The organism is Thermoactinomyces vulgaris (assembly GCF_005886755.1).
GTDB classification, from domain to species: Bacteria; Bacillota; Bacilli; order Thermoactinomycetales; family Thermoactinomycetaceae; genus Thermoactinomyces; species Thermoactinomyces vulgaris.
The window spans coordinates 1,242,245-1,259,306 of sequence record NZ_CP039710.1 but is presented as its reverse complement, the minus strand read 5'-3'; the positions used below and the strand labels follow the sequence as shown (position 1 = coordinate 1,259,306).

General features: G+C 48.4%; 10 protein-coding genes. 4 read left to right on the top strand and 6 right to left on the bottom strand.

Features of this window, described 5'->3' with window-relative positions:
* Nucleotides 1-172 precede the first annotated feature (172 nt).
* Nucleotides 173-1,288, top strand: a complete 1,116-nt coding sequence (locus FA954_RS06530) for an MGDG synthase family glycosyltransferase (RefSeq protein ID WP_049720242.1) — start codon at nt 173-175, stop codon at nt 1,286-1,288.
* Nucleotides 1,289-1,612: 324 nt separating this feature from the next.
* Here the strand turns inward: FA954_RS06530 and FA954_RS06525 are convergent, their stop codons facing one another.
* Both FA954_RS06525 and FA954_RS06520 read right to left on the bottom strand, forming a co-directional pair.
* The gene (locus FA954_RS06525) at nt 1,613-3,961 is read right to left on the bottom strand and encodes a hypothetical protein (protein ID WP_049720243.1); all 2,349 of its coding nucleotides are present in this window, start codon (nt 3,959-3,961) and stop codon (nt 1,613-1,615) included.
* Nucleotides 3,962-4,108: 147 nt separating this feature from the next.
* On the bottom strand, nt 4,109-5,452 hold the full coding sequence (locus FA954_RS06520; protein ID WP_037997265.1) for an amino acid permease: 1,344 nt from the start codon (nt 5,450-5,452) through the stop codon (nt 4,109-4,111).
* Nucleotides 5,453-5,983: 531 nt separating this feature from the next.
* On the opposite strand from FA954_RS06520, the gene FA954_RS06515 reads away from it, so the two are divergent.
* Nucleotides 5,984-7,255 (top strand): MDR family MFS transporter, encoded by a 1,272-nt coding sequence (locus FA954_RS06515; protein WP_231564638.1) that lies wholly within the window; start codon nt 5,984-5,986, stop codon nt 7,253-7,255.
* Nucleotides 7,256-7,304: 49 nt separating this feature from the next.
* Here the strand turns inward: FA954_RS06515 and FA954_RS06510 are convergent, their stop codons facing one another.
* The 3 genes from FA954_RS06510 to pyc all read right to left on the bottom strand — a co-directional run bounded on the left by FA954_RS06510 (nt 7,305) and on the right by pyc (nt 13,441).
* On the bottom strand, nt 7,305-8,585 hold the full coding sequence (locus FA954_RS06510; RefSeq protein ID WP_232357325.1) for a glutamate-5-semialdehyde dehydrogenase: 1,281 nt from the start codon (nt 8,583-8,585) through the stop codon (nt 7,305-7,307).
* The gene (gene proB / locus FA954_RS06505; RefSeq protein ID WP_138614939.1) at nt 8,582-9,691 is read right to left on the bottom strand and encodes a glutamate 5-kinase; all 1,110 of its coding nucleotides are present in this window, start codon (nt 9,689-9,691) and stop codon (nt 8,582-8,584) included. The genes FA954_RS06510 and proB overlap by 4 nt, the downstream gene beginning before the upstream one ends.
* Nucleotides 9,692-10,003: 312 nt before the next feature.
* A complete protein-coding gene (gene pyc / locus FA954_RS06500; RefSeq protein WP_062843183.1) occupies nt 10,004-13,441 on the bottom strand; it encodes a pyruvate carboxylase in 3,438 nt (1,145 codons plus the stop codon).
* A gap of 248 nt (nt 13,442-13,689) precedes the next feature.
* On the opposite strand from pyc, the gene FA954_RS06495 reads away from it, so the two are divergent.
* Together FA954_RS06495 and FA954_RS06490 are read left to right on the top strand one after the other, a co-directional pair.
* Nucleotides 13,690-14,868, top strand: coding sequence for an iron-containing alcohol dehydrogenase (locus tag FA954_RS06495; protein ID WP_037997274.1), 1,179 nt, complete (start codon nt 13,690-13,692; stop codon nt 14,866-14,868).
* Between the two features lie 24 nt (nt 14,869-14,892).
* Entirely contained in the window at nt 14,893-15,774 is an 882-nt protein-coding gene (locus tag FA954_RS06490; RefSeq protein ID WP_037997276.1) for a R2-like ligand-binding oxidase, read from the top strand.
* A gap of 36 nt (nt 15,775-15,810) precedes the next feature.
* Here the strand turns inward: FA954_RS06490 and FA954_RS06485 are convergent, their stop codons facing one another.
* Complete coding sequence (locus tag FA954_RS06485) at nt 15,811-17,052, bottom strand: dicarboxylate/amino acid:cation symporter (protein WP_037997315.1); 1,242 nt, start codon at nt 17,050-17,052, stop codon at nt 15,811-15,813.
* Nucleotides 17,053-17,062 lie beyond the last annotated feature (10 nt).

The following is a 17,062-nucleotide window of genomic DNA, read 5'->3' as shown; positions in this document are numbered from 1 at the left end:
AACGGGCGTCGCCCCGCCCCTTCCGGGATCCGACCGTTTTATATACGCGGATTCGGACCCGGATGCCGCCTGCCGGTCCGGATAATTTTTTTCAGACGGAAAGGACTTTGCTTGCTCAGCGGGTATTAATGTTGAAAGAAGGATTAAAACGGATTTGGAGAGTGACTGAGCCATGGACAAAATCCTCATTTTAACCGAAACCGTTGCCGGTTATGGTCACTACAGCGCCGCCAGCTCATTAAAGAAAGGGATTGAACTTGAATATCCAAGCAGTGAAGTTCAAATCGTTTCCATCCTGCCAATGATCAGCAAGCAGTTGAAATCATTGATCAAAAAAAGCTATTTGCAGACGTTGCGCTATGCCCCGAACCTCTGGGGCGCTTGCTATCAATGGGATTCCCGGTTCAGCAAACTGTTTCGGGACCCGATGGGAAAATTTGTGGCTCATAAACTCCGGACTCTCATCGAGGGATTAAAACCACAGGTGATCATCTGTACGCATGCCTTTTGCTTGAGCGCCTGCGCCTACTTGAAAAGCCATACTTCCTGCAGCCGCTTTCGGTTGGGTGGCGTGGTGACCGACTTTGATGTTCACAGCTTCTGGATTCATCCCGCAGTTGATTTTTATATTACCGCACATGAAGAAATCGGGCTGAAGATCCGAAAAAAAGGAAGCCAGGCCGATCTCTACAGCACAGGCATTCCCATCAACCCGGCTTTTTTCACGGAACAAAAAGAGAAAAAGGAAGCGCGAAAACAGATCGGCGTTTCTCCCGACCGCTTTACGATCTTGCTGATGGGCGGCGGAAGCGGAATCGGGCCGTTTTACTCTTGTCTGGACGCATTAAAAAACATGGCTTTGAGACAAGATTATCAATTGCTCATCATCACCGGAAACAATCAACCGTTATATAAGGAATTATCCCGGGAACTGAAAAACCTCTCCCATGTCCATCTCTTCCCGTTTGTGCATAACATGGTTGATTTTATGTGCGCATCGGATTTCATCGTCACCAAACCAGGCGGAATGACGAGTTCAGAAGCCTTGGCCACCGGACTCCCCATGGTCATCTGCAAACCGATCCCCGGCCAGGAAGAAAAAAACAGCCGTTTTTTGCTGAACAAGCAAGTGGCCATCCGGGAAGACCAACCGCAACATTTACCCAAACAACTCACCTATTTGATCGAACACCCGGATCCCCTCCAAGAAATGCAGACCAATGCAACCCTTGTCGGAAAACCCGGCTCCGCCATCCATGGCGCACAAATTGTCATGGATTACTTATAAGGAAAAACTCTCGCTTTTTGCGAGAGTTTTAAGAGCGCGGACGATATAAGCCGCAAGCATCCCAACTGGGATAGTGGCGTCCTTTGCGGTGACTGCAACGAAAACTTTTACCATGCGCTTCTAAATATTTACATGTCTCACATTTGTATAACGTCCAAGTCACGCCGTACTCCTTCACCATGGGATTCTTGCTCGTCTCTTCCAATTTGTCCAAATCTACGGTTTTTTGCTTTGTTTTGATTTTCACTCACACTTTCTAATTCTGATTCTTTGATCCATACCCCAAACAGACACCATAAAATATTAACATATTTTTTCTCAATTTTATTGAACAGGAATCCACTTTTTCTCCTGCCAGACCAACAGAACGGACGGCTTGTCGGGAGACAGGGTGATGCCGCGCCCCTTGCCCCCCGCAATGTTGTCCGAAAACACCGTAAACGTATCCGGAGAGGACGAAACCAATTTTAACCGCTGCCCCTCCACAATCCCGTCCGGAATCCCCCGGGCGCAGGAGTTTTTGATTTTTCCTGAAAACCAAATGGTCTCCCCGTCTCCTTTTAACAAACAGTCGGTTAAAGACAGCGCCCAATTTTTTTTCAGCGAACAAAACGCCCCCCTTTGATCCGACACAATGCGGGCAATCTTTCCCTGCAGCACCGAACCTTGGACCGGCTGCGGCCTGGACTGCATCAATCCGGCTTTGCCGGAACGCACCACCTTCAATCCGTCCAACACAAATTGTTCGTAACTGCCCCGCCCGTTTCCTTCAAACAACCAGGAATCGATTTGATCCAACTTCAAATCATAAAGAAACACCCTTTTTCCCTCACCGTCATTGATCAAAAAGCCGGTACGGCAATTTCGCAAACAGATGTCGCGAAACACCATTTTCCCCGGGTATTCCTGCTCCGGAACGGCCGACGGGAAGGCGATCAACACCCCCCGCCTCAATCCTTCGCCTGTCACGTGCTTGACCAAAAGGTCATTGCCGACAGGGAGTAACCGAATCGCCCCGTTGTCCTGAAGAGCCGTGGGGTTTTCGCCATTTCCGCACATCGCCTTAAAATGCATGATTTTCCCGGTCGCCGGCGCTTTCAGCCAAATGCCGAATCCATAGCAAACGGGATCGGCGAGACGGCGTGTGCGTTGCCATTCGCAATGGAGAATCCGGATATTGTGATGCTTCAAAGAGAAAGGATCTTTCACCCCTTGGGCTTCCGCAACAAATCCCGACGAACCGGAGTCGACGGACCGACAGTGGATAAACGTGATATCCGAACACCAGCCGTTATGCGAGATCATGAATGAAGCCCCTTTTCCTTTTTCGTCCACCACATTCTCCACCCATGCATCAAAAGTCCCTTCTAAATCCACACTGTGGCGCATCCGCCGGGTATATCCGTTCCGGACCACAATCTTCCGGTTTCCGCCGTAGAATTGGATCCCGTAACCTTGACCGGATCCCACCACCTGCGGATCCCTCAAATCAAAATCCTCCACGGTCACATCCATGCTGCGCTGCACTTGAATGGCCGATTCCGCCCCTCTTTCCCCTTTCAATCCCCGGACGAAAAACCCATGCATATTGAAGGCCAAAATACCAAACCCTTTACTGGAACCTTCTTTTAAGCGATAACAAAAATTTTCCACGCAGACGGACCGGAGCGGGTTGATCTTGTAAACATTTTTTTGGCCGGAAGCACGCTTGGGGAGGCGGACCCGGTCTTTCAAGACCATCCGGGTCACTGCGCTTTTAAAGGATACCCCTTTTACCCAAAGCGTACCGCAATCCCCCGGCTTTAACGCATGGACGGAAACAATCACCCGCGCCGCTGCCGCACCGGAAGGCGCCTTCAGATTCCCGTTCACGATTCTCTGCCAATGTAACGGGTCAAATTCCTTCACTTTTGAGCGGGAAAGAAATTGATCCCGTCTGTCATACCAAGCAACATAACAGCTTCCCGTGACCGACCGGCTTGTCTTCACCCGGCAAATCAACTGCAAATTATACCGTTCGCCTTCCTGGATCCCGAAAACCTTCTGTTCGAAGGAAACATATCCCGGTTCCGTCACCGGTTTTAATTCCATTTTTAAAGCAGATTCCCCGGGATCCCAGGCAAAAGAAGCATTCCTGCCCAACGTGCTTTGGTGATTCCAAACCGGACCGGCCCAACTTTTTTCATTCAGGCCGTCCTGGAGCAATTCTTGTTCTGACGGATGAATGCTTTTGATTTCATGGATTTCCACATTCACATTTTTTTGACCGTCCGACCATCTCGTGGAATCATCTGTCAATGCAATCATGTCTCCGGCTTTGATATCCCACGGGGTTTGCAAAATCCAAAAACTCCGGTCCCCTCTTTTCAGGTCATGGGCGAGGCAATAATCATGGTAACCCGTCCCGCCCTCCCATTTCAAAATATAAGGGGCATTGACGTGCACAGGTTCCACGACCGCCTTTTTGTCAAAACAGATGGAAATCGGTTTGCGAATGCAAATCTCCTCCAAAAAATAACGGCCGGGCGGAACCATGAGCCGGGATCCGGAAGGCATTGCATGAATGGCCCGCCGAAATCTCCCGATATCATCGGTTTCATCGGGAAGGCGGGGGAAATCCTCCAAATGATAGCAATTTTCAGATGATTTCCGAATTACTCGGGGCTCAGGCAATCGGTTCACCTCCATCTTTGTTCGTTTCCCTTTTTATTCCATTCTCCACCGGTTCTTCCGGATCCTATCTTTCCGCTTCAAACAAAAAGAGCAGGTCATGCCAAAATTCGGCATCACCCGCTATAAATTATGAAAGTCTGATTCCGCTTATTCCTGTTTTTTCGCTTTCCGCCATCTCTGAAGCCCGTAAAAGACGCTTAAAATCATCACCCAAAACACCCCGATATAAATCGCGTATTTCCACGCCGGATGCAAAAACATGGTGATGAATACCAAAAGCAGCACGACAAACCCAATGGTGGCAACCGGTGAAAAACGTGCCGTTTTTAACCATTGATAGCGGAAATAGGTTAAAAAGATGATCATCCAAGTGAAGATCCCGCCGAAAATCGCGATGCCAAACAACGTTTGATAGGCTTTCGCGTCCGTCACATTGAGCAAGATGGCAATCATCAGTCCAAAGGACGAAATGATCAATGCCGGGACCGGCACTCCTTTTCGGGTGACCTTCCCCAACTTTTCGGGCGCAAACTCACTTTTGGCCAACGAAAACATCATCCGCGTACAAGCATACAAATTGGCATTCATGGTCGACAAAGCGGCCGTCAACACAATAAAATTCATCAAGCCGGCGGCATAGGGAATGTTCAAAAGCTGCAACATCTTAACAAACGGGCTTTGTTCCAACTGTTCCCCGCCAATTTGTTGCCAGGGAATCAAAGCCAGCATCACGGCCATGGACAGCAAATAAAAAAGAATCAATCGAAGGGCCATCCATTTCATGGTTTTGGACAAGGCCCGACGGGGTTCTTTGGCTTCTCCGGCCGTGACGGCAACAATTTCTGTTCCCATGAAACTGAAGGAGGCCATCACCATTCCCATCCAAATCCCAAACCATCCCTGAGGAGCAAATTGTCCGTCACCGGCCAGCCGGTTCATGCTTTCAGCCGGTTCAGCAAAAATGAGTAGCAACCCCAAAACAATAAAGACCGACAATGCGGTCACCTTGACCGTGGAAAACCCGAATTCAAACATGCCGAAATTTTTGACGGACAAGGCATTGATCAAAATAATCATCAGTGAAAAAGCAACCACAAAGATCCACCGGGGCACTTCGGGAAACCAATACTGCATGTAAATCCCGACAGCCGTCGCTTCGCCTCCGATGGCAATGGCATTGGCCGCCCAATACGTATACCGGACCAGATAACCCAACCACGGATGGAGATATTTCTCGGCATGAATCCCGAATGATCCCGTCGTCGGATGTTCCATGGACAATTTTGCAAGACAAAACACCATCATAAACACGATTACAGAAATAAGAGCATAACTCACAATGACACCAGGTCCGGCATAATGAATGGCCAAACTGGAACCGATAAACAGTCCGGTGCCGATGGCGCTTCCCAGGCCGATCATCGTCAACTGCCCGGGCGTCAACTCTCTCTGCAACACATCTTCCTTCGCTCCGACTGGTTCTCTGCTCATACTCTCCTCAACCACCTGTCTCTTCTTTGATCAACTCAACAATTCAAAAACTGTATGAATAAATTCTAATAAAAAATGAATACAAACTCAACCAAATCCGAAACCGCCAAATTCCCGCGAAATTATGTTTGAAAATATTCTATTTTATTAATAAATTGTTTTTTATATAATAATATTATATATTTTATAGTCTAATCACCTAAATTATTTCAAAACAGGGTGTTAATAGAAAAATCGGCGAGCTATTTAAAAGGAACTTCAAAATTTATATATTGTAATTTTCAAAATAACCGTTAAGATGGAGATGGGATGTTTTCTTCCTGTTTTTGTTTTTACTAGTGTAGCATGAGCATCATTTTGTTGAACGATTGATCCCCGTCAAAGAGGTGGTGTCTCATTACAAACCATCAACCCGTTTTGATGTCGAGAAGAGAACGGCATCAACAAGAACGAATGCATCCAATGGTTCTGTTTCTTCTTTTTGGAACCGGTTTTACCAGAACTGCCTCTTTTATGAGCCTGCCATTTTTGGTGTTTTATTTAACCCATCACATCCAGTTCACCCCGATGCAGGTCGGGATCATCCTCGGAGTGATGGGATTGGGTGCGGCATTAGGGGGATTTGTTGGCGGTTATCTGTCTGACTTGTTTGGTCGCGGGTTTATTATCGTCATTTCTTTGGTTGCTTGGACCTTTTGTTTTTTCGGGTTCGTATTGGCACAGGGGTATGTCACGTTTATCCTGTTGAGTTTTTTCCACGGCTTGTGGCGCGCTTTTTTTGAACCCACTTCCCAAGCGTTAATGGCGGACTTAACCGTACAAAGAAAACGACTGAAAGTATTCAGTTACCGTTATATGGCCATCAATATCGGCATGGTGATCGGTCCTTTGCTGGGGACTTTTTTGTTCCAGTCGATCGGTCCTTACACCTTTGTCCTTACCGGTTTGTTATATGCTCTTTACTCCCTAATGCAAATCGGGTTTTTGCTCAAGTACAAGGAGAAAATCCGACATTCCAGGGATGAAGGCAAGGTTCAGTTGTCCGAATGCTTGCATCTCATGAGAAAAGACCAAACATTGGGATACTACATCATAGGCAGTATGATCTTTTACGGCATTTATGCACAATTGGAAACAAGCTTGCCGATGTTTCTGACCAACGAAATCGTGAACGGGGAACGAATCTATTCCTTCTTGTTAATGATCAATGCAGCCATTGTCATCTTGTTCCAGCCCTTTATCACCAACTGGGCGGAACAGAGAAACCCGTTGAGCAGTATTTTGCTGGGGGTCCTGCTGTTTTCCGCGGGATATGCCTCGCTTTCGCTGGGAGACCGGGAATTGATCTTTATCAGCGGAACCATTTTATTCACCATCGGGGAGATTTTCATTTTCCCGGTAAGCAGCCAAATGATTGACCAGTTGAGCAATGACCGGTTTCGCGGTGCCTATTACGGAGCCGCCAATCTGGCCCAGATCGGATTGAGTTGGGGGCCGTTGGTGGGCAGCTGGCTGTACAATCAAGTCGGGGCGCCGGTGATGTGGTGGATCATTGCGTTGATTGCCTTACATATTATTTGGTTCTATGCCGTCGGCTATCGCAAATACATGAAAAAACAGGGCATCGGCGTCATGTTGATCATATACAAAGTGCTCAACGACTTAAAATTAACGCCCATCCTCAAATTCTCGTTTAAAATCATTCCGATCATCTCGATTCTGACCGGACTTTTGTTTTGGGCGACACAACAGTATGGGGAAAAGCTGAGTTTTCTCCATCACTGGATGCTACCTAGTATGTAATCAAGAAGGGAATGGCAAAGCGGCAACGCTTGCCATTCCCTTTCTTTATTTATTCCCGGACCTGGCCGGTTCCCCGGATCACATACTTGTAACTGGTAAGCTCTTTCAATCCCATGGGGCCCCGTGCATGCAACTTCTGGGTGGAAATCCCCATTTCGGCGCCGAATCCAAACTCAGCCCCGTCGGTAAAACGGGTGGAAGCATTATGATACACGGCCGCCGCATCCACTTGTGTCAAAAAGGCATCCGCCGCTTTTTGATCTTCGGCAATGATGGCTTCGGAATGGCCCGTCCCAAACCGTTCAATGTGCCGGAGCGCTTCCCCGGTTCCCCGAACCACTTTCACAGCCAGGATCAAATCCAAAAACTCGGTGTCGTAATCTTCTTCTGCGGCCGGTTCGATTTTCAGCGAAGATTCATTTTGCAAAATGCGGCAGGTTTGTTCACATCCTTTCACCTGCACCCCCCGGGCCGCCAACTCCCGGGCCAAAAAAGGCAAAAATTCCTCCGCAATGCCCTGATCGACCAATAGGGTTTCCATGGCATTGCAAACCGAAGGCCGTTGGGTTTTGGCATTGACCACCACCGACCGGGCCATCTTTAAATCCGCGGAAGCATGCACATAGATGTGGCAATTTCCCACACCGGTTTCAATGACCGGCACATGGGCATTTTGCACGACCCGTTGAATCAATCCGGCTCCCCCGCGCGGAATCACCAAGTCGACCGATTCTTTGTCCCGGATCAAATAATCAATCGTGTCCCGCTCGGTCCGCTCAATCAATTGAATGGCATCAACCGGAATCTGTGTTTCCGCCAGCCCTTCACACATGACCCGAACCAGTGCCTGATTGGAGAAGATTGCTTCTTTCCCCCCGCGAAGGACAATGGCATTGCCGGCTTTCAATGCCAGACCGGCGGCATCCACGGTGACATTGGGACGTGATTCGTAAATGATGGCAATCACCCCGAACGGAACGCGCACTTTATCCACTTTCAATCCGTTCGGGCGGCAATGGGTTTCCATCACTTCGCCGACCGGATCGCTGCTTTGGACCAATACGTTCAGCCCCTCAATCATGTCGGCAAGGCGTTTCTCATTCAACAGCAGCCGGTCCTGTTTCGCTTTGGACAATCCGTTTTGGATGGCGGCATCCAAATCTTTTTGATTGGCTTCAAAAATCCGTTCCCGCATCTGCCACAATTTCTCGCCCATGCGCATCAATGCTTCGTTTTTTTCCCGGGCGGAAACCATCGTCAACTTCCGTGAAGCCTGTTTGGCTTTGCATGTTTTCTTTTTCACCATGTCTTGCAAATCAACCGTCATCATAAGACTAGCTCCTCCTCCTTCAAAATCACCATCATATCCCGGTGAACCACTTCATGAATCCGTTCATTTCCCTGATTCCAAGCTTTCCGTTCCAGCAAGAGATTGAGGTCGGCACTGGAAAAGCTGGAGATCCCTTTGCCGATAGAGCGGCCGGACGGATCGCAAATTTCCACGACGGCTCCTTCCAAAAAAGTTCCGCTGACACGGATCACTCCGCCCAACAGAAGGCTTTTGTTAAACCGGACCAGCGCCTCTTTCGCACCGGAATCCACCGTGATTTTCCCCTTGACACGGGTACTGAACGCCAACCATGATTTTTTGCTCGGCAAGCGGCTGTGCGGATGGAAACAGGTTCCCACTTTTTCCCCTTGCACAATTTTTCTTAATACATCCGGTTCTTTGCCGGACGCAATCACCACCTTCATTCCGGATTGGACCGCGATTTTGGCCGCGGTCATTTTGGTCCGCATTCCGCCGGTTCCCACGATGCTTCCGGAACCCCCGGCAATCTCTTCCAATTCCTTGGTGATGACATGCACTTCCTCAATTTTTTCGGCCTCGGGATCTTTTCGGGGATCTTTGGTATACAAACCGTCAATGTCTGTCAGCATCACCAAAAGGTCTGCTTGGGCCACAATGGCCACCAGACTGCTCAAAGTATCGTTATCCCCCACGCGAATTTCATCAACGGCCACCGTGTCATTTTCATTAACAATGGGTACAATCCCCTTTTTCAACAACGTTTCGATGGTATTGCGAATGTGAATAAACCGTTTCCGGTCTTCCAAATCCAAGCGTGTGAGCAACAATTGGGTCACCGGAAGACCATGTTGTTGAAAGTATTTCTGGTACGTATCCATGAGTGCGCTTTGGCCCACAGCGGCAGCCGCCTGCTTTTCCGGAATGGTAATCGAAGCCGGGGTCCATCCCAACCGTCCGATCCCGGCGGCAACCGCACCGGACGACACAAGGATCACTTCCATTCCTTGCCGGATCAGGGCGGCGATTTGCCCGACCAATGGATTGATTTTTTTCTCTGACAGGACGCCGCCTGCTTCCGTCAGGCTGCTGGAGCCGACTTTCACCACAACACGCTTTTTTCCCATGCTTCTTCCTCCCTCTAAACAAAAAAAGCCTTTCATCCCTGAAGGACGAAAGGCTTTTTCGCGGTACCACCTTCATTGATGCGTCCCACATCCACCGTAAGACGCATCCCCTTTACTGGATAACGGCCATGCCACCGAATCCGCTTTTCACGGATCGCTCCAGAGGCGGGACAATCCGGTTAAATGACGGGTTTTTCCAGCCGCGAAACCCGCTCTCTGTGCATCGCTCCGGATTGATTCACTCTGTCATCGCACTTTGATATGCAAGTTTTATACATTTATATACATGACATCCGGCCGGTTTGTCAATCTCTACTCCATTTCAATCAATAAGTCCCCGGTCTCGATGGCATCTCCATTTTTCACATGAATTTCCTTGACCACACCGTCAAACGGCGCCTGGATCGTCGTTTCCATCTTCATGGCCTCGGTGACGACAAGGTGTTCTCCTTTCTTCACCTTGTCCCCTTTCTCAACCAGGATTTTCACCACATGCCCCGGCATCGTGGCTCCCACATGGCCTTCCACATCCGGATCCGCTTTGCGGCGCGAATCGACCGTTGCTTTGGCTGACAAATCGCGAATGTTCACTTCACGCGGTTGTCCGTTTAATTCATAATACACCGTCCGTGTCCCGTCCGGAGCCAACGGCCCGACTGTAATCAATTTGACGATCAAGGTTTTACCCGTTTCGATCTCCACTTTGATCTCTTCCCCGTAACGGAGCCCGTAGAAAAACGTGGGTGTATCCAACACGGAGAGATCCCCGAATTCCTTGGTTTTCTTTTCTTTGTCCAAGAACACTTTCGGATACATGATGTAACTCATCACATCGTACTCATTGACCGTCCGGCCGGTTTTTTCTTCCAGCTCTTTTTGGACTTCCCCGAAATCAACCGGCTCCAACAATTCGCCCGGCCGGCAAGTGAAATATTCGCGGCCTTTTAAGATAATATCCCGCAACTTTTCCGGGAATCCCCCCGGCGGTTGTCCCAAATATCCTTGGAAAAACTGAATGACCGATTCCGGGAAGTCATAACGGTGGCCTTTTTCATAAACATCCTGTTCCGACAGGTTGTTTTGCACCATAAACAGGGCCATGTCCCCGACCACTTTGGAAGAAGGAGTGACTTTGACAATGTCTCCAAACATTTTGTTTACCGTGGCATAAGCTTTTTTCACTTCTTCCCAGCGATCGCCCAGACCGACCGCATTCGCCTGCTGGCGCAAGTTGGAATATTGTCCGCCCGGCATTTCATGAACATACACCTCGGCGGTCGGCGATTTGATGTCACTTTCAAAACCGGCATAATAAGCCCGCACATCTTCCCAGTAATCCGAGAGCTTTTGGATCTCCTGCAAATCCAATCCGGTTTCTCTCTTATCACCGCGCAATGCGGCAACCAAACCATTCAGGCTGGGCTGTGAAGTGAATCCGGACATGGAACTGATGGCGGTATCCACAATGTCCACCCCGGCTTCATAAGCCTTGATCAGCGTCGACATCTGCACCCCGCTGGTATCATGCGTATGCAAATGAATCGGAATGCCGATCTCTTCTTTTAATGCTTTGACCAGCTGATATGCCGCAAATGGTTTCAACAATCCGGCCATATCTTTGATCGCCAGGATTTGCGCCCCCGCTTTTTCCAACTCTTTGGCCAGATCCACATAATATTTCAGCGAGTATTTGTTGCGGGACGGATCCGTGATATCCCCGGTGTAACATATGGTCGCTTCGGCAACTTTCCCGGTTTCACGCACGGCATCGATTGCCACCCTCATGCCTTCAATCCAGTTTAAGCTGTCAAAAATCCGGAAAACGTCAATGCCGCTCTTTGCAGCCAGTTGCACAAACTTCCGGATCACATTATCGGGATAGTTGGTGTAACCCACCGCATTGGCGCCTCTGAACAGCATTTGAAATAAAATATTGGGAATCCGTTCACGAAGTAAGTGCAACCTTTCCCAAGGATCTTCATTTAAAAAGCGCATTGCCGTATCAAAAGTGGCTCCTCCCCACATCTCCAGCGAGAATAATCCCGGAGCCAGTTTTCCCGTCGCTTCAGCGATTTTTAACAAATCATAGGTGCGCATTCTGGTTGCAAACAAAGACTGATGGGCATCGCGAAAGGTCGTATCCGTCACTAAAAGGCGCTCGCTGTTTTTAATCCAGTCAATCAGTCCTTCGGCTCCCTGCTCGTCCAAAATTTGTTTCGTTCCGCACGGATATTCCCGGTCATAAGGAACAACGGGCACACGTGGTTCGGGAAAATTGGGCTTTTTGTCTTTGGGCAATCCCGGATACCCGTTGACAACCGTCTGACCGATATAATTCAATAATTTGGTTCCACGGTCTCTCCGCTTTGGAAACTCAAACAATTCCGGTGTTGTGTCAATGAACGAAGTATCATATTTCCCACTTAAAAACACCGGATGTTGCACCACATTTTCCATAAACGGAATATTGGTTTTCACTCCGCGAACCCGGAATTCCCTCAACGTGCGCAACATTTTTTGGGCTGCTTGTTCATAAGTCATCGCCCAAGAAGAAACTTTCACCAGCAAGGAATCATAGTGCGGTGTTATGACAGCCCCGGGATACGCGTTACCGGAATCCAAACGAATGCCAAATCCGCCTCCGGACCGGTACGCAAGCAATTTTCCCGTTTCCGGCAGGAAATCGCGCTCCGGATCCTCGGTGGTCACACGGCATTGAATCGCATACCCGCGGGTGGTGATTTCCGACTGCGCCGGCACGCCCACTTCCGGATCGGTTAAAGCATATCCTTCCGCAATCCGGATTTGGGATTGCACGATGTCCACACCGGTGATTAATTCCGTAATGGTGTGCTCCACCTGCACCCGCGGATTCACCTCGATAAAGTAAAACTTTTGATCGCCGGTGACCAAAAATTCAACCGTTCCGGCATTGATGTAACCGGCTTTTTTCATCAGGTTCAAAGCCGCTTCGCAAATCTGTTCGCGCAAATTCTCATCCAACGACACACTCGGCGCCACTTCAATCACTTTTTGATGGCGGCGTTGGATGGAACAATCCCGGTCATAAAGATGAATGACATTCCCGTAAGAGTCTGCCAAAATTTGCACTTCGATATGTTTCGGATTTTCCAAATATTTCTCGATATAAACCGCGGCATTTCCAAAAGCGGATTTCGCTTCGGACCGGGCACGTTCGACCGCGTCTTTCAATTCTTCCGCCTTGCGGACAATCCGCATCCCGCGGCCGCCTCCACCGGAAGCTGCTTTGATGATGACCGGAAATCCGTGCTTTTCTGTAAACTCTTGCGCTTCTTTTAGTGACTGAATCGGATCAGGGGTACCAGGAATGACCGGAATCCCGGCTTTAACAGCCATGTCACGGGCTTCCACCTTATCGCCAAACATTTTGATATGCTCCGGGGACGGACCGATAAATACAATCCCCTCTTCTTCGCACCGTTTGGCAAATTCGGTATTTTCCGCCAAAAAGCCGTAACCGGGATGAATAGCATCCACATCATGGCGTTTTGCTACTTCCAAAATGGCATCAATATCCAAATACGCTTCAATCGGGCCTTTTCCCTCGCCGATCAGATAAGCTTCATCCGCTTTGTAACGATGGAGGGATAAGCTGTCCTGCTCGGTGTAGACAGCGACCGTGCGAATCCCCAGTTCGGTGCAAGCGCGAAAAATCCGGGTAGCAATTTCGCCACGATTGGCTACTAAAACTTTCGAAAAATGCTTCATACCTGTACTCCTTTCGCGAAAAAAAGTCTAACCTCTCCATTACAAACATTATAATCTAAACAAATATATTTCTAAATATCTCACAAATATTAATGTAAGACAATTAGAATCTTATTAATATTAATCGCTTTCAAAAAAGAAAACATTGTATAATAAAATAGGGAGGTTGCTTTTATAAGCCACAGGCCGACCGATCCTTGTAAATATTCATTTGTTTTTATCAATATAACATATACAGGGGTGAAAAAATGACTTTTTCTTCCTTCCAATTTTTTCTCCATTCCCAAGTCCACAGCGGTTCAGGGACTTGTTCCCGTTTGGCTGAATTCGTGCACGGACTGGGAGGAAAACGGGTGGTCCTTTTCACTGACAAAGGTTTAACCCAAGCCGGCATCACGGAAAAAATCAAAAAGCTCCTGGACCAGACGGTCAAACCGGTGCAATTGGTCGGAATATTCGATGAAATCGAGCAAGACGCCAAGGGAGAAAAAATCAATCGTGCGGCCCAATTTTTCCGTGACCGCCAAGCTGATGCACTCATCGCTTTGGGAGGCGGGAGTGTCCTGGATACCGTCAAAGGGGTCAAATGGCTTTTGCATTTGGGAAAACAAGATATTCACGAATCCCTTAAACCGGTTGAACAAATAACCCTGCCGGAAGCAAAACCCATTCCGATTCCGCATATCGCCATCCCGACCACGGCCGGCACGGGATCCGAAGTTTCTCCGGTGGCTGTCATCTTTCATGAGAAATATCAGAAAAAAGCCAATCTGTTTCATCCCTATATCGCTGCCGATATTGCGATTCTCGATCCGGAGCTGACCGTCAGTCTGCCGCCTGAAATGACAGCTGCAACCGGAATGGATGCACTCACCCATGCAGTGGAAGCCTTTTTTTCACCGACCGCTCATCCGTATACGGATGCTTTTGCCATCCAAGCCATGCAAATGATCTTAAAACACCTTCCTGTGGCGGTGGAAGATGGAAACAATCTCGAAGCCCGTGAACAAATGCTGATTGCCAGTTCAATGGCCATTATTGCTTTTTGTTTCTCGTTGACGGCCGTCCCCGTTCACAATTTGTCCCACGCCCTCGGCGCCCGGTTCGGGATTCCGCACGGGCTGGCCAATGCGGTCTTGTTGCCCACTGTCATGGAAGGCCTGCCCTCATTCTATCAGCCGCGAATCGAGTCATTTTCCAAAATCATCGGAATTCCACCGGCGATCGATGCAGTCACCGGGTTCCTGAGAGAATTCCGAAAAAACGTGGGATTGCCGGATACATTTGCTGATTGGCATTTCACCCCTGAACTCGAGCAGGAATTGGTCTCGCTGGTGAAACAGGATCCGGCAGGAATTTATCCGATTCCTGATGAGACCATCTTAAGGATCGTTCGTGAAGTTTTTGACCAATCCATCAACACTTGAAATGCGGAGGAGGCGATGCAACACATGCGCAAAGAATTTCAGTCAACCCGTCCGGGAGGTCTCCGGTTTGATTCATTTCCATATCAGCTTTATCAAAAAGCCAAACGTGCAGGAACATGGAACCCGGAATCCATCGATTTTTCAAAAGACAAAAAAGATTGGGAACAGATGACCGAACAACAAAAAGAAGAAATCCGGGCACGGTCGTCCAGTTTTTTGGCCGGAGAAGAAGCGGTCACCATTGATTTGCTGCCTCTGATCATGGTCATCGCCAAAGAAGGGCGTTTGGAAGAGGAATTGTATCTGACGACATTTTTATTCGATGAAGCCAAACATACCGAATTTTTCCGACTGTTTCTCAATGCTATCGGGGAAACCGGCGATCTTTCCCGATACCATTCCCCCGCATACCGCAAAATTTTCAACGAAATGCTTCCGGAATCCTTGAACCGCTTGTTGCATGATGCTTCGCCCGAAGCGATTGTGGATGCCGCCACCATTTACAACATGTTTGTGGAAGGCGTGTTGGCGGAAACCGGTTATACCAGTTTCCATGAAGGGCTGGACAAATCCGGTTTGATGCCGGGATTGATGGAAGGAATCGGTTATTTGAAATTGGACGAATCGCGCCACATCAGCTATGGAACCTATCTCTTGCAGCGGTTGATTCACGAAAAACCTTCCCTGTTTGACCAGTTCGTCAAAAAAATGGAAGAACTGGCGCCATACGGTTTGGAAATCGTATCCCGATACCAGGAAGGTGTCAGCCCGCTGGGAGTGGATATGAAAAAACTCCGGCGCTTTGCCGAAAAACAAATTAACGTCCGCATCGAGATATTGTCCCGGGCCAAAAACGGCACATTCGATCCGACATCCCCTGATTCCCTCTCTTCTGACGGGTTTTAATAAAAAACCACACCTTTTAAAGGTGTGGTTTTTCTGTCATTCCAAATTATATTCTCCGTCCGGATGATACTCTTTTTCACTTTTGGCCACCACCAAGGTGGCAATCCCGTTTCCGATCATATTGACGATGGCCCGTGCTTCAGACATGAACCGGTCCACTCCCAACAACAGCGCCAACCCTTCCATGGGAATCACTTGCATGGCACTCAGGGTGGAAGCCAAAACAATGAATCCTCCCCCGGTTACGGTGGCGGCACCTTTGGACGTCAACATCAAAATGGCCAGGATGGTCAGCTCTTGGGTCAGGGTCAAATCCACTCCGCTGACCTGTGCCAAAAACACAACCGCCATGGTCAAATAAATGCTGGTTCCGTCCAAATTAAAGGAATAGCCGGTCGGCATGACCAAGCCGACCACCGATTTGGAACACCCTGCCTTCTCCATTTTTTTCATCATTTGCGGCAGGACCGATTCCGACGAAGAAGTGCCGAGCACAATCAACAATTCTTCCTTAATAAATTTTAAATATTTCAGGAGACTGAAACCGTACATTTTGCAAATCAGGTTCAGGATCACGAACACAAACAAAAACATGGTTGCATAAACCGACAACATCAATTTACCAAGCGGAACCAACGTCGCCAAACCATAATTTCCGATGGTAAAAGCCATCGCCCCGAATGCCCCCGCCGGAGCCGCTTTCATCACGATGTTGACGATTTTAAAGAATACATTGGAAATCCGGTCAAACAGATCAATCACAGGCTTTCCCGTCTCTCCCAGCGAAACCAGGGCAAACCCGAACAAAACCGCAAAGAAAACAACTTGCAAAATATCCCCCTTCGCGAAAGCTTCCACTGCATTGGACGGAATGATATGAATGATGAAATCGGACAGCTTCATTTTTTCCCCTTCTTGGGCGTATTCACTCACTTGGTCGCTTTCGGCTTGGGTTGCTTGAAGGTTCACTCCTTCACCGGGTTCCACCAAATTGGCAACAATCAGTCCGATAACCAAAGCAAAAGTGGTAACGATTTCAAAATAGATCAGCGCTTTTCCCCCGACCCTGCCCACTTTTTTCATGTCTCCCATTTTGGCAATGCCAAGCACGATGGTAAAAAATATTAACGGTGCAATCACCATTTTTACCATGTTGATAAACATTTCTCCCAATGGTTTCATCATTTTGGCTACATCCGGAACAAAGACTCCCAGCAAGATCCCGATAAAAATGGCTGACAGAACTTGAAAAGTCATATTTTTCAACAATTTCTTCATCCGGTACACC